This is a genomic window from Methylomonas rhizoryzae (genome assembly GCF_008632455.1).
Classification (GTDB): Bacteria; Pseudomonadota; Gammaproteobacteria; order Methylococcales; family Methylomonadaceae; genus Methylomonas; species Methylomonas rhizoryzae.
Window position 1 is genome coordinate 3,427,182 of record NZ_CP043929.1, and the last position, 13,533, is coordinate 3,440,714.

At 54.7% G+C, this 13,533-nt stretch carries 12 protein-coding genes; 11 read left to right on the forward strand and 1 reads right to left on the reverse strand.

Annotation, left to right across the window (positions count from 1 at the left end):
* The first annotated feature begins 13 nt into the window (after positions 1-13).
* The 6 genes from pta to F1E05_RS15315 all read left to right on the forward strand — a co-directional run bounded on the left by pta (position 14) and on the right by F1E05_RS15315 (position 6,381).
* On the forward strand, positions 14-2,140 hold the full coding sequence (gene pta / locus F1E05_RS15290) for a phosphate acetyltransferase (RefSeq protein ID WP_150049941.1): 2,127 nt from the start codon (positions 14-16) through the stop codon (positions 2,138-2,140).
* A complete protein-coding gene (locus F1E05_RS15295; protein ID WP_150049943.1) occupies positions 2,133-2,627 on the forward strand; it encodes a DUF2380 domain-containing protein in 495 nt (164 codons plus the stop codon). Before pta ends, F1E05_RS15295 begins: the two co-directional genes overlap by 8 nt.
* A gap of 122 nt (positions 2,628-2,749) precedes the next feature.
* Complete coding sequence (locus tag F1E05_RS15300) at positions 2,750-3,943, forward strand: acetate/propionate family kinase (protein WP_150049945.1); 1,194 nt, start codon at positions 2,750-2,752, stop codon at positions 3,941-3,943.
* A gap of 128 nt (positions 3,944-4,071) precedes the next feature.
* On the forward strand, positions 4,072-4,464 hold the full coding sequence (locus F1E05_RS15305; protein WP_150049947.1) for a PilZ domain-containing protein: 393 nt from the start codon (positions 4,072-4,074) through the stop codon (positions 4,462-4,464).
* A 17-nt stretch (positions 4,465-4,481) separates the two neighbouring features.
* Positions 4,482-5,318, forward strand: coding sequence for an MOSC domain-containing protein (locus F1E05_RS15310; protein ID WP_150049949.1), 837 nt, complete (start codon positions 4,482-4,484; stop codon positions 5,316-5,318).
* Positions 5,319-5,559: 241 nt separating this feature from the next.
* Positions 5,560-6,381 carry an OmpA family protein gene (locus F1E05_RS15315; protein WP_150049951.1) on the forward strand — a complete coding sequence of 274 codons (822 nt, stop codon included), beginning with the start codon at positions 5,560-5,562 and terminating at the stop codon, positions 6,379-6,381.
* A gap of 81 nt (positions 6,382-6,462) precedes the next feature.
* Here the strand turns inward: F1E05_RS15315 and F1E05_RS15320 are convergent, their stop codons facing one another.
* Positions 6,463-7,776, reverse strand: coding sequence for a replication-associated recombination protein A (locus F1E05_RS15320; RefSeq protein WP_150049953.1), 1,314 nt, complete (start codon positions 7,774-7,776; stop codon positions 6,463-6,465).
* 80 nt (positions 7,777-7,856) lie between these two features.
* On the opposite strand from F1E05_RS15320, the gene accA reads away from it, so the two are divergent.
* From accA to F1E05_RS15345, 5 genes are all read left to right on the forward strand, one after another.
* On the forward strand, positions 7,857-8,831 hold the full coding sequence (gene accA / locus F1E05_RS15325) for an acetyl-CoA carboxylase carboxyl transferase subunit alpha (protein ID WP_150049955.1): 975 nt from the start codon (positions 7,857-7,859) through the stop codon (positions 8,829-8,831).
* 56 nt (positions 8,832-8,887) lie between these two features.
* Positions 8,888-10,228, forward strand: a complete 1,341-nt coding sequence (tilS, locus tag F1E05_RS15330) for a tRNA lysidine(34) synthetase TilS (protein ID WP_150049957.1) — start codon at positions 8,888-8,890, stop codon at positions 10,226-10,228.
* Positions 10,229-10,434: 206 nt separating this feature from the next.
* Positions 10,435-12,069: a CTP synthase gene (locus F1E05_RS15335; protein WP_150049959.1), complete on the forward strand. Its 1,635-nt coding sequence runs from the start codon at positions 10,435-10,437 to the stop codon at positions 12,067-12,069.
* Positions 12,066-12,899, forward strand: coding sequence for a 3-deoxy-8-phosphooctulonate synthase (gene kdsA, locus F1E05_RS15340; RefSeq protein ID WP_150049961.1), 834 nt, complete (start codon positions 12,066-12,068; stop codon positions 12,897-12,899). Before F1E05_RS15335 ends, kdsA begins: the two co-directional genes overlap by 4 nt.
* Before the next feature lie 17 nt (positions 12,900-12,916).
* Complete coding sequence (locus tag F1E05_RS15345) at positions 12,917-13,522, forward strand: Uma2 family endonuclease (protein WP_150052020.1); 606 nt, start codon at positions 12,917-12,919, stop codon at positions 13,520-13,522.
* Positions 13,523-13,533: the final 11 nt, after the last annotated feature.

The window sequence follows — 13,533 nt, forward strand, 5'->3', positions numbered from 1 at the left end:
CTGAGCATCCCCCATGCCCGCATCTACCCCCTCTTCTTCAAGCGCTTACAGAACCCAAGACATCTACATCACCGGAGTCGACCGCGGTAGCGGCAAATCGATTTTGATGTTGGCTTTCATGGAAATGCTAGCCGGTCACGCCGACAAACTGGGTTTCTTTCGCCCGTTGATCGACGGCGGCGAGCAAACCGACGGTTTGATTGAATTCGTCCGCGATCGCTATTCGCTGGAATTCGATTACGACAGCCTATACGGCTGCACCATTCAACAAGCGCAAAGTTTGTTAGCCGACGAGCAATACGACGAGCTACACAAGATCATTCTTGCAAAATATCGCGCCCTGAAAGCCGAATGCGACCACGTGCTGTGTGTCGGTTCCGACTATCGGCGCGGAAATTCCCTGTTCGAGTTCGACTTCAACGTTGAAGTAGCCAATAACCTGAACTGCCGTTTATTGCCGGTCATGCAAGGCCACACGCAGAACAATCTACAGATACTGAACAACTTAGGCGAGCTCAAACACCAGTTACAAGATCACGACAGCGACGTGTTAGCCGTCGTGATCAACTGCGTGGAGCCCGGGCAACTTCCCGCATTGCGCGAACTACTGCATCAGAATGCCGAATTCCCTATTTTTCTGGTGCCGAATGAACCCTTGCTGAGCAAACCGTCTTTAGGCAACGTCGCCAAAACCCTCAATGCCCGGCTGCTGTGCGGAGACGCCAGCGCACTCAGCCGGGAGGTGTTTCAATACAAAGTGGCGGCAATGCTGGTCCCCGACTTTTTAGATTACGTGCAAAGCGGCGATTTGATCATCACGCCCGGCGATCGTACCGACATTATCCTAGCCAGCGTATTGACTTACCACTCCAGCAATTTTCCGCAAATCGCCGGCCTGCTGCTAACCGGCCATCAAGAGCCTGGCAAACAAGTTCAAGCATTGCTCAACGGTTTAGGCGACATTCCGTTTGCAATCCTGGGCGTCGATTCGGACACCTTTACCACGGCGATGCAGGTTAGCCAAGTGCCGGCGCGTTTGCATTCTCAAGACGAACGCAAAATCGCCAAGGCACTGGGTCTGGTCGAAAACCATATCGACATGAGCGCACTTCGCGCCCGGCTGCATGACAACATCAGCCAAAAAATGACGCCGATCATGTTCGAATACGAACTCGTGCAGCGTGCCAAAGCTCAAAAACAGCACATCGTCTTACCCGAAGGCAACGAAGAACGCATTCTGCGGGCGGCGGAAATTTTATTATTGCGGGACGTGGTTAAGCTTACTCTCTTGGGTAACGAAAGCGAGATCAGGCAAAAAATCCAAACCCTGGCTTTGAAATTAACCGACGTAGATATTATCGATCCTTTAACGTCCGGGTTGCGGCCCATGTTTGCGCAAGCGTATTACGAAGCACGCAAGCACAAAAACATCCTCTACGACACGGCATACGACCTAATGGCCGACGTAAGCTATTTCGGTACCCTGATGATACATTTGGGCTTCGCCAACGGCATGGTATCGGGGGCGGTACATTCCACTCAACACACCATTCGCCCCGCTTTCGAAATCATTAAAACCAAACCCGGCGCCGCCATCGTTTCCAGCGTATTTTTCATGTGCCTGGAAGACAGAGTACTGGTTTACGGCGACTGCGCGGTCAACCCGAATCCCGATGCGCAGCAACTGGCCGACATTGCCCTCAGCTCGGCCCAGACCGCGGAAATGTTTAATATAGAACCCAGAGTAGCCATGCTGTCCTACTCTACCGGCGATTCCGGCAAAGGCGAGGCGGTGGATAAAGTGCGCGAAGCGGTCAAGCTGGCAAAAGCTCGACGGCCGGATCTCAAACTGGAAGGCCCCATGCAATACGACGCCGCCGTAGACCTCGGCGTGGCCCATACCAAATTACCCGGCAGCGAAGTCGCGGGCCACGCCACCGTATTCATCTTTCCGGACTTGAACACCGGCAACAATACCTACAAAGCAGTGCAACGCTCTTCCGGTGCCATCGCCATCGGCCCGGTATTACAAGGCTTGAATAAGCCGGTGAACGATTTGAGCCGCGGCTGTACGGTGCCGGATATTGTCAACACCGTCATCATCACCGCCATTCAAGCGCAAGAAAACTCACATGCGTAAAGGGTACGGGCTATTAACAGTCATTTGGCTTTTCAGTTCGACCGTTTGGGCCGCGCCCCGCATCGCGGTTTTGGAATTCGAACTCAAGGACCTGACGCCTACGCCCAATATCCCGGCGGAATTGGCCCGCACTGCCAGCATCAAGCCGCTGCTGCAACACGCATTGCTGGCAACCGGCTATCCCATCGTCGAAATTGCGTTTGCCAGCCAACAAACGGCAAACGCCGGAAGCGGTTATTTGCTGGATCACGCCGATGCAGCGGCCGATCTGGGCAAACGCTTTGGCGCCGACTACGTTTTGATCGGCCGCTTACACAAACCGAGTTTTTTATTCGCGTATTTGATGGTTCACTTAGTCGAGACAGAAACCTCGAGCTTGGTCGGTCGTTACATCATAGAATCCAAAGGCCGCGATCAGGCATTGTTAGCGAATGCGGCACGGCGGTTGGCCGACAAAATCGACAAAACGATATCCGCCGCCAAGTAACGCCGACTCGGACTTAAGCGTTCCGACAGCGTCGAACCCATCGGTTTGCGCTCATCTAAGATTGGCCAAACCGGGATAACCTCCTTGCAGCGTCCGCCACAATCAACATCCACAGTCGAACCATGAACATTCTTGTGCTGAACTCCGGCAGTTCGTCGATTAAATACAGCCTGCTAAACATGCAAAGCCACGCTTCCGTGTTATCCGGTTTAATCGAACGCATCGGCGAGGCGCAATCGCGGCATACAGTCCAAAGCGAAACCGGAGCGACCCGGATTTCGGAACGTCCCATCGCCGACCACAGCCAAGCTTTGGCGGAACTATTTGCAGCATTGGACAACAGTTCGGCATTAAAAGCCGGCGCGTTGAGCTGCATCGGCCATCGCGTGGTACATGGCGGCGATCGTTTCTCAAAGCCTACCGTCATCACCCCCGACGTACTGACTCGTATCGAAGCGGTTAGCGCACTTGCGCCGCTACACAATCCCGCAAATTTGCTGGGTATAAAAGAGGCCCTGCACACTATGGGAAATGTTGTGCAAATCGCCGTTTTCGATACCGCTTTTCATCAAACGTTGCCGGACTATGCCTACCGCTATCCGCTACCCGACACCTGGTACGCCGAACACGGGGTACGCCGCTACGGATTCCACGGCACATCTCACCGATATGTCGCCAAACAAGCGGCAAAATTCTTGAATGCAGAGTTGAACGAAATCAACTTGATTACTTTGCATTTGGGTAACGGCGCCAGCGTAACTGCGATCAGGAACGGTCTTAGCGTGGATACCAGCATGGGCATGACGCCGTTGGAAGGCCTGATGATGGGCAGCCGGTGCGGGGACATAGATCCGTCTATACCGTTCTATATGGCTCGCAGCCTGCGACAGCCGCTGGAAGACTTCGAGGACGTCTTGAACAAAAGTAGCGGCTGCAAGGGGATTAGTGGACATAACGATATGCGCAGCTTGCATCGTTTGGCCGACAACAACGACGCGTCGGCCCGATTGGCCCTGGACATGTTCGCCTATCGCGTTAAAAAGTACATCGGCGCTTATATGGCAGTGCTGGGGCGCGTGGACGCCCTGGTATTCACCGGCGGCATAGGCGAAAACGATGCGTGGTTGCGGCACACCGTCTGCGAAGGCATGCAGGGTTTTGGCTTGGAGTTGGCAAGCGAGAAAAACGCGCTCCGCCACCCCGTGTGCGCAGAGATTAGTACTCCCGAATCCCGAAGCAAAATTCTGGTCATAAAGACTAACGAAGAGCTGGAAATTGCCTTGCAAGCCGCCGAGTGTTTAGAACATGCCTTTTAGACGGCAAGCTTACAAACCCGCTAATTCAATGGCTTTGCACTGCGTAGCGGATTTAGCGCAGGCCGTCTTGAATTTTTCCTACCTTAAAACAATACTTCTGCGACTACGGAATTATCTGGTACATCGAAATGACGGCTAACGACTTTTCATCGGACGAATTCGATGTGTTCGCTCAAAAAATAGAGCTCGACGACAGCTTTACCAATAAACGCATTTCGGTTCGTTATCGTCGTAGCGACATCAAAGTGGTACTCAAAGCCAAGCACCCATTTTCGCGAACCGTCGACGTACAATTGATAGACATTAGCAGCAAGGGAGCTGCGGTCATTTCTCCGAAAAAATACCGCATCAAAACCCCACTCATTTTTACCGTTTCGTTTCCGGACGGCAGAATCTTTAACATAGATGCCCGGGTAGTGCATAATCAAGCCTATCCCCGTCTGGGCTTGAAATTCGCACGCTATCAAGCCGACTTGGCCGACCACCTGCTGAACACTCAAACCGATCTCACCTTTGCCTAATCCGCTCGCTTGTTTTTATGCCTGTTTTAAGTCAAATCTTCATTTATCCGATTAAATCGTTAGCCGGCATCAGCGTTTCCGATTGGCCGGTAGACAGAAACGGTTTGCAATACGATCGCAAATGGATGTTGGTCGACTCGGAGGGGCAATTCCTCAGCCAACGCCGCTTGCCGAAAATGGCCTTAATCCGAACCCGCATCGACGCCGATGCCTTAATCGTTTCCGCCGCAGGCCATAGCGAGTTGAACTTGCCCTTGCAGCCTATGGACGGAGAAGACTTAACCGTGCGCATCTGGCGCGACGACTGCATTGCCCGGTTGGTTTCGGATAAGGCAAACGCTTGGTTTAGGTCGGTATTGGACCTGGACTGCCGCTTGGTTTACCACCCCGATCATCGCCAACGTCAGGTCGATCAAAAATACGCGGCACCGAACGATCAAACCGCGTTTTCCGACGGCTTTCCGTTTTTGCTTATTGGCGAAAACTCTTTACATTCGCTAAACCAACAGATGACCGAAACTATCGACATGCCGCGATTTAGACCGAACTTGGTCGTCACAGATTGTTCCGCTTATGCCGAAGATACTTGGCGGCGCATAGAAATCAACCACATCGAATTTCGGCTACCCAAACCCTGTTCCCGTTGCTCGGTACCTACCATAGACCCTACCACCGCCTTAACCGGCAAAGAGCCTTTGGCGACCCTGAATCGGCTGCGAAAATGGAACAACCAAGTGTATTTCGGGCAAAACGCATTGCACGGCAGCCAAGGTTCCCTATCGGTTGGACAACAGGTTCTGATTTTAGAAACCGGCCGGAATCAACCGCCCCTAAACGATCCTGTTTCCGATTAAGATGCGATTAAGCCTGTTGGCTGCAGAATATCGCCGGATAACAATTGCATAGGCACACATTCAAAGTTGGCGAGCATGCCGAATATCAACACTTAAGCACAACAAGCCAGACCGCACCGTCTCTGAATCTATCTGCAACCTGACGGTCTATAGCGGCTTACAACATGGGCTATCAACAATCCTTGCTCAATTAAAACAATCCACGCAAACCATCAGTAATCATTTTCCAAAGGACAAAACAATGAACAAGAAAATCTTAGTAATCGGCCTTGGTTTGGGCGTTTTAGCCGGTTGCGCCACCAACCCGTATACCGGCGAAAGCAGTATGAGCAATCTCGGCAAAGGGGCCGGGATTGGCGCCGCGGTCGGTGCCGGCGCCGGCACCCTATTCGGCGGCAACGATTGGAAAAACGCCGGCTTGGGCGCTTTGGCCGGCGCAGCCGTCGGCGCGGGCATAGGCTATTACATGGATAAACAACAGCAGGAGATGCAACAATCCTTGCAAGGCACGGGCATAGAGGTACAACGCACCGCCGAAAACCAACTGACCCTGAGCATGCCCAGCACCAGCAACGTGACCTTTGCGTTCGGCAAATCGGATTTATCTCCGGAAGCGCAAAACGCGTTGGACCCAATCGCCCGCATACTGGTCAATTATCCCGAATCGACGATTTCGGTAACAGGGCATACCGACGACGTCGGTTCCGATTCCGACAATCAGCGCTTATCCGAAGCCCGCGCCAGCAGCGTCGCCGGTTTTTTGGCCTCACGCGGCGTCAATCGCTTGCGGATTTCCCAACAAGGCATGGGCGAAAGTTCGCCTAAAGTATCCAATACCAACGATGCCAATCGCGCCATCAACCGCCGCGTCGAATTAGCGATTGTCGCTCAGCAAAACGCCGGTTCCGCACAACAACCCCAAGGAAACCAACAACCGGTCAACCCACAGCAAGGTTATCCGCAACCAAACTATCCGCAGCAGCCTTACCCGCAACAATATCCTCAACAGCAATATCCTCAGCAGCAATATCCGCAACAACAGTACCCTCAACAATATCAATAAACCGAATTGTTAACCTAGCATCGGCGCAAGGACGCGCCGCATGCAAGCCTATATCGCCTTCGTGCCGCGTCTATAACTGCGTCAAGACAACTTACGCAAGAATGCCAGCTTATCCTTTATCTTGATCTCCAACCCGCGTTCGACCGGAAAGTAATAGCGCTTGCCTTCCAAGGGTTCCGGAAAATAATTCTCGCCCGCCGCATAAGCATGGGCTTCGTCGTGGGCATAACGGTATTGAGCCCCGTGTCCCAACTCTTTCATCAATTTCGTGGGCGCATTGCGCAAATGTATCGGCACTTCCAAAGAGCCGCTGGTCTTAGCGTCTGCCATCGCCGCCTTGTATGCGACATAAACGGCATTGCTTTTCGGCGCGCAAGCCAAATACACGATAGCTTGCGCCAGCGACAGCTCGCCTTCGGGACTCCCCAAACGCTCGTATGCCTGGGCGGCGTTCAGTGCCAGCTCTAAAGCACGCGGATCGGCGTTGCCTATGTCCTCGGACGCCATGCGCACCACACGGCGGGCGATATATAAAGGGTCGCAGCCGCCGTCCAGCATCCGGCAAAACCAATACAATGCGGCGTCCGGATCGGTACCTCGCACCGATTTGTGCAGGGCTGAAATCTGATCGTAAAAAATATCGCCGCCTTTATCGAAACGGTTGGCATGGCCTTGCAGCACCTCGTCCAAGGTCGCACGATCGACGATGTCTTTACCGTCAACCGTTTCCGCCAAATCAGCGGCAATCTGCAAAATATTCAAGCAGCGGCGCGCGTCACCGTCGGCCGCCTTGGCTATCAGTGCCAGTACCTCGGGAGCTATCACCAGGCTTCTGCGTCCCAAGCCGCGCTCGCAATCGGCTAAAGCGTTTTGCATCAACGCGATCAAGGCCTCTTGCTCTATGCTGCGCATCACGTAGACCCGCAGCCGGGATAGTAGGGCATTATTCAATTCGAACGACGGATTTTCGGTGGTAGCGCCGAATAAAATAATGCTCCCGCTTTCAATCGGCGCCAACAACGAGTCTTGCTGGCTTTTGGAAAAGCGGTGGATTTCATCGATAAATACCACCGTATTGAGATTACGACTCAACCGGACCTGTTCGGCTTCGGCCACCGCCGCGCGAATTTCTTTGACCCCGGCCATCACCGCCGACAGTTCGATGAAATGGCAAGCGGCACCGGTCGCGATAATTTTGGCCAGGGTAGTTTTACCGACGCCCGGCGGCCCCCAGAACACCAATGAATGCGGCACGCCTTGTTCAATAGCGGCCCTCAGCGATTTGCCTTTGGCCAAAAGATGCTGTTGCCCGATAAACTCGTCCAGCGTGCGCGGCCGCATGCGCGCGGCCAACGGCGCGCCGAGCGGCGCGGCTAAATCTACGGCTTTAGTCATGTCAAGGAAAACAGATAGGCAATAGCCCGATTTTTCATTAAAATTGCCGGCCATTTTATTGATTCTGACGCCGGATTAACATGGATTTAAAATTCCTGGATTTCGAACAGCCCATCGCCGAGTTACAAGCCAAAATCGAAGAGCTGCGCAAAGTAGAGCTGGATAACAATTTCGACATCTCCGAAACCCTGAAACAGCTGGAACAAAAATGCGAAATGCTCACCGAAAGCATTTTCGCCAACTTGTCCGACTGGCAGATCTCTCAGCTATCGCGCCATCCCGGCCGGCCGTATACGCTGGACTACATTCGCCTAATGTTCACCGATTTTCACGAATTGCACGGCGACCGCGCTTTCGCCGACGATCCCGCCATCGTTTGCGGCTTGGCGCGCTTGGATGGGCAACCGGTGGTCGTCATCGGCCACCAAAAAGGCCGCGACACCAAAGAAAAAATCTACCGCAACTTCGGCATGCCGCGTCCGGAAGGTTATCGCAAGGCGTTGCGCGTCATGAAACTGGCCGAACGCTTTCAATTACCCATCATTTGTTTGATCGACACCCCGGGCGCTTATCCCGGCATAGGCGCCGAAGAGCGCGGCCAAAGCGAAGCGATAGCTCGCAACCTGTTCGAAATGTCCAAACTGCGCACGCCCATCCTGTGCACGGTGATAGGCGAAGGCGGCTCCGGCGGCGCCTTGGCAATCGGCGTGGGCGATCGCTTGTTGATGCTGGAATTCAGCACCTATGCAGTCATTTCGCCGGAAGGCTGCGCCTCCATCTTGTGGAAAAGCGCCGAAAAAGCCCAATTGGCCGCCGAAGCCATGGGCATCACCTCGGACCGGGTCCGCGAACAAGGCTTTTTGGACGAAGTCGTACGCGAACCGGTCGGCGGCGGCCACCGCAATTTCGAACAAGTGGCCGGCAATTTGCGCGAAGCCCTGATCCGACATTTATCCGAACTCAAACAAGAAGCGGAAAACATGAACGCGATGCTGGAGCGGCGCTACCAACGCATTATGCGTTTCGGGGCTTATTACGAAGAACCGGTCAAATAACCTTCGCTGCATTGCCGCCGGCAAAGGCCGCATCACCGCGGCCTTTGTCGTTTAACATGCCCATCGATTTACTCGCCGTTGCCGATTCGCTTGCCGCTTGTCCGGGCCGGCTATACCTTGCATACAGCGGCGGCATCGATTCGCAGGTATTGTTGCATCTGTGCGCCAGCAATCGGGAATTACGGCCACGCCTTACCGCCGCCCACGTCCATCACGGCCTACAAAGCCAAGCCGACGCGTGGGAGCTACATTGCCGGCAACAAGCCGATGCGTTGGACGTAGCCTTTTACAGCGTGCGCGTCGATGCCCGAGCCGCCGGCGGACAAAGTCCGGAAGCGGCGGCTCGGGAAGCCCGCTATCAAGCGCTGGGCGCGTTGATTCAGTCCGGCGACGCCTTACTGGTTGCCCAACATCGCGAAGATCAGCTGGAAACATTGCTGCTACAGCTGTTTAGGGGAGCGGGCGTGCAAGGCTTAGCCGCCATGCCCGCCAGTGCAGCGTTCGGTAAAGGCCGGCTGCTACGGCCGCTACTCGACGTCGGCAAGGCCGAAATCCGCCAATACGCCGCTCGGCACCAGTTACGCTGGGTGGAAGACCCCAGCAATGCCGACACTGACTTCGACCGCAACTATCTGCGCAACGCTATCCTGCCGCTGTTGAAAAACCGCTGGCCCGCTCTGGATAAAACCGTGTCGCGCAGCGCCAGGCATTGCGCCGAATCCCAGCAATTGCTGAGCCACTACAGCCAAGCGCAGCTAACCGCGCTATCGGACCCACGCGACCATAGTCTGGACCTGGACGGCTTGCGTGGTCTATCGGACGCCGAGCAATCCTGGACTTTACGGGCTTGGATGCGCGCTCTGCGGTTACAAATGCCCAGCGAAGCGGTATTGAACACGCTCAAAAGCCAATTTTTAGCCGCTAACGGCGATCCGTCGCTACATTTTCAAGGCCATCGAATACGCCGTTACCGACAACGCCTGTACTGCCTGGAAGATAGGAAGTTTCGGCCGGCCGAGCGGCAAGTTTGGCCTCAGTCGGCCGAACGGATAAGCTTGTCTAACGGTTATGCTTTGACCCTAACCCCAACCGACTCCGGCATCAGCCGGCAACTTTGGCAAGCCGGACAGGTGGAATTGAAACCGCGCCAAGGCGGAGAACGCCTAAAATTACCCGGCCGGCATGGCCATCATTGCTTGAAGAAACTTTATCAAGCCGCCGGCATTCCTCCCTGGGAACGCGATTCCAGACCCTTGCTGTACATAGACGGCCGGCTGGCAGGCGTGCCGGGATTGTGGATAGACGAATGGGCATGGACACTAGCCGAAAACGCTTGCTACCGCATCGATTGCCGGCACGAGGACCTCGCTCCAGCCCTTCTCCGGCAAGGCGAGTGACGGGCATTCAGCCTCGCGCGTCCTACCGCTATCGGCCTCAGCGCAAAGGTCGACCGGACAACCGCCGACATCGACGGACGCAATGCGCACTCGATAACGAGTGTTTCGGTCGCCCGAATAAAACCGGCAAGTCGCCGGCAAAACTGCTAAAATCGCGCAATTTTCCAATCCCCTTGCTATCCGCTCATTTAGGCGAATAACACTCCATGACAAAATTCATCTTTATCACCGGCGGCGTGGTGTCTTCTCTGGGAAAAGGCATCGCCGCATCGTCTCTGGCCGCCATTTTGGAAGCCCGCGGCCTCAAAATCACCATGACCAAACTCGACCCTTACATCAATGTCGATCCCGGCACGATGAGCCCGTTTCAACACGGCGAAGTGTTCGTCACCGAGGACGGTGCGGAAACCGATTTGGACTTAGGTCATTACGAACGGTTTTTAAAAACCACGATGACCAAGAAAAACAACTTCACCACCGGTCAAGTCTACGAGCAAGTGCTGCGCAACGAGCGCAAAGGCGAATATCTGGGCGCCACAGTGCAAGTGATTCCGCACATCACCGACGAAATCAAGCGGCGGGTTTTCGCCAGCGCCGAAGGCATGGACATCGGCATCATCGAAGTCGGCGGCACCGTGGGCGACATCGAATCCTTGCCGTTTCTGGAAACCATACGACAAATGGGCGTCGAACTGGGCCGCGACAAAGCCGTATTCATACACTTGACCTTAGTCCCTTACATCAAGTCGGCCGGCGAACTTAAAACCAAACCGACTCAACACTCGGTGAAAGAGTTGCGTACCATAGGTATACAGCCGGATATTTTGATCTGCCGTTCCGAACAACCGATTCCGGCCAGCGAACGCCGTAAAATTGCGCTGTTTACCAACGTCAACGAAAAAGCCGTCATTTCCGCGGTCGACGCCGATACCATTTACCGCATTCCGCTGCTATTGCGCGAACAAGGTTTGGACGACATCGTGGTTAACCAGTTGCGCTTGGACGTGCCGCCCGCCGAATTGTCGGCCTGGGAAAAAGTGGTGGACGGCTTGACCCACCCGACCGACGAAGTCGAGATTGCCATCGTCGGCAAATACGTGGACCACACCGACGCCTACAAATCGCTGAACGAAGCCTTGCTGCACGCTGGCATCAACACTCGCCACAAAGTGCAAATCAAATACATCGATTCGGAAACCGTAGAAGCCGAAGGCACCGCTCAATTGAAAAACGTCGACGCGATTCTGGTTCCGGGCGGCTTCGGCGAACGCGGGGTAGAGGGCAAAATCTCAACGGTGCGTTTTGCCCGGGAAAACAAAATTCCGTATCTGGGCATTTGCCTGGGCATGCAATCGGCGGTGATCGAGTTCGCCCGCAACGTGGTCGGCTTGGAAGGCGCGCACAGCACCGAATTTTTACCGAAAACCCCGCATCCGGTGATCGGCTTGATTACCGAATGGATGGACGAAGCCGGTGAACTGGTAATCCGCGACCAGGATTCCGACTTGGGCGGCACCATGCGCTTGGGTGCGCAAAAATGCCGGCTGAAATCCGACTCGCTGGCATTCGAGCTTTATCAAAAAGACGTGATTACCGAACGCCATCGCCACCGCTACGAATTCAACAACCAGTATCTGAAAACCCTGGAAGCGGCCGGCATGCGTTTTTCCGGCAAATCCCTGGACGGCCGGCTGGTAGAGATTATCGAACTGGCGGACCACCCCTGGTTTCTGGCCTGCCAATTTCACCCGGAATTTACCTCGACCCCGCGCAACGGCCATCCGCTGTTTTCCGGTTTCGTCGAAGCCGCCGCACAACACAAAAAGAAAGGTCAAGCATGAAGTTATGCCATTTCGAAGCCGGCTTGGATCGGCCCTTGTTTCTGATCGCCGGCACCTGCGTCATCGAAAGCGAACAAATGTCGCTGGATACCGCTGGCACCTTAAAGGAAATCACCGCGCAACTGGGCATTCCGTTTATTTACAAGTCTTCCTTCGACAAAGCCAACCGCTCGTCCATCAATAGCTTCCGCGGCCTGGGACTGGAAACCGGCTTGCAAATACTGGAAAAGATCAAACAACAAATCGGGGTACCGGTATTGACCGACGTACACGAAGACACGCCGTTAGCGGAAGTCGCCGCAGTAGTCGACGTGATGCAAACCCCAGCCTTTTTATGCCGGCAAACCAATTTCATCCAAAGCGTGGCTTCGATGGGCATCCCGGTCAACATCAAAAAAGGCCAATTCATGGCACCCTGGGACATGGGCAATGTCGTCGCCAAAGCCAAAGCGACCGGCAACGAGCACATCATGGTGTGCGAGCGCGGAGTCTCCTTCGGCTACAACAATCTGGTGTCCGACATGCGTTCCTTGGCGGTCATGCGCGACACCGGCTGCCCGGTAGTATTCGACGCCACCCATTCGGTGCAATTGCCGGGCGGACAAGGCAGTTGCTCCGGCGGCCAACGCGAACACGTGCCGGTACTGGCGCGCGCCGCTACCGCAGTCGGCATCGCCGGCTTGTTCATGGAAACCCACCCGAAACCTGAGGAAGCCTTGAGCGACGGCCCCAATTCCTGGCCCTTGCACCGCATGAAAGAATTGCTGGAAACTCTGATCACCATCGACCGCGCAGTCAAAGCGGCACCCTTCATCGAAACCACGCTATAGACGAAAAACGCATGGCCATGGCAAAAATCACCCGGTTATCGCAGCTCGATATGTCGGCCAACTATAGCTATGCGGATTATTCGACCTGGCAATTCGAGGACGCGGTTGAACTGATCAGGGGCAGGATCTCGCTGATGTCGCCGGCGCCGAACGTCCATCATCAGCGCTTGTCGATGAACTTGAGCGGGCAAATGTTCAATTTTTTCCACCACAGGTCCTGTCAGGTGTTCGCCGCGCCGTTCGACGTCCGCTTGTACGACCGCAGAAAATCCGTCCCTGTCGGCAAGGACGTCTTTACCGTCGTGCAACCGGATATTTGCGTGATTTGCGACCTTGCCAAGCTGGACGAACAAGGCTGCAACGGCGCGCCGGACTGGATCATCGAGATCGTCTCTAAAAGCAGCTCGAAAAAGGACACGCAAATCAAGCACGCGCTATACGCGGAAAGCGGCGTCAAGGAATACTGGCTGGTCTTCCCGCACGAGGCCATCGTTGAACAGTTCGTGCTCGACGAACAAGACCGCTACCAATTGACCCGAATTTTCGCCGGCGACGACTTCGCCACGCCGCACCTATTCCCGGAGCTTCGCATCAGCTTGAGCGAACTCTTCCCGGATAATTAAAAACGTTTACA

Bases quoted from the DNA above. Each gene is read 5' to 3' on its own strand.
- pta (WP_150049941.1), top strand. From the start codon at position 14: ATGCCCGCATCTACCCCCTCTTCTTCAAGCGCTTACAGAACCCAAGAC.
- F1E05_RS15295 (WP_150049943.1), top strand. From the start codon at position 2,133: ATGCGTAAAGGGTACGGGCTATTAACAGTCATTTGGCTTTTCAGTTCG.
- F1E05_RS15300 (WP_150049945.1), top strand. From the start codon at position 2,750: ATGAACATTCTTGTGCTGAACTCCGGCAGTTCGTCGATTAAATACAGC.
- F1E05_RS15305 (WP_150049947.1), top strand. From the start codon at position 4,072: ATGACGGCTAACGACTTTTCATCGGACGAATTCGATGTGTTCGCTCAA.
- F1E05_RS15310 (WP_150049949.1), top strand. From the start codon at position 4,482: ATGCCTGTTTTAAGTCAAATCTTCATTTATCCGATTAAATCGTTAGCC.
- F1E05_RS15315 (WP_150049951.1), top strand. From the start codon at position 5,560: ATGAACAAGAAAATCTTAGTAATCGGCCTTGGTTTGGGCGTTTTAGCC.
- F1E05_RS15320 (WP_150049953.1), bottom strand. From the start codon at position 7,776: ATGACTAAAGCCGTAGATTTAGCCGCGCCGCTCGGCGCGCCGTTGGCC.
- accA (WP_150049955.1), top strand. From the start codon at position 7,857: ATGGATTTAAAATTCCTGGATTTCGAACAGCCCATCGCCGAGTTACAA.
- tilS (WP_150049957.1), top strand. From the start codon at position 8,888: ATGCCCATCGATTTACTCGCCGTTGCCGATTCGCTTGCCGCTTGTCCG.
- F1E05_RS15335 (WP_150049959.1), top strand. From the start codon at position 10,435: ATGACAAAATTCATCTTTATCACCGGCGGCGTGGTGTCTTCTCTGGGA.
- kdsA (WP_150049961.1), top strand. From the start codon at position 12,066: ATGAAGTTATGCCATTTCGAAGCCGGCTTGGATCGGCCCTTGTTTCTG.
- F1E05_RS15345 (WP_150052020.1), top strand. From the start codon at position 12,917: ATGGCAAAAATCACCCGGTTATCGCAGCTCGATATGTCGGCCAACTAT.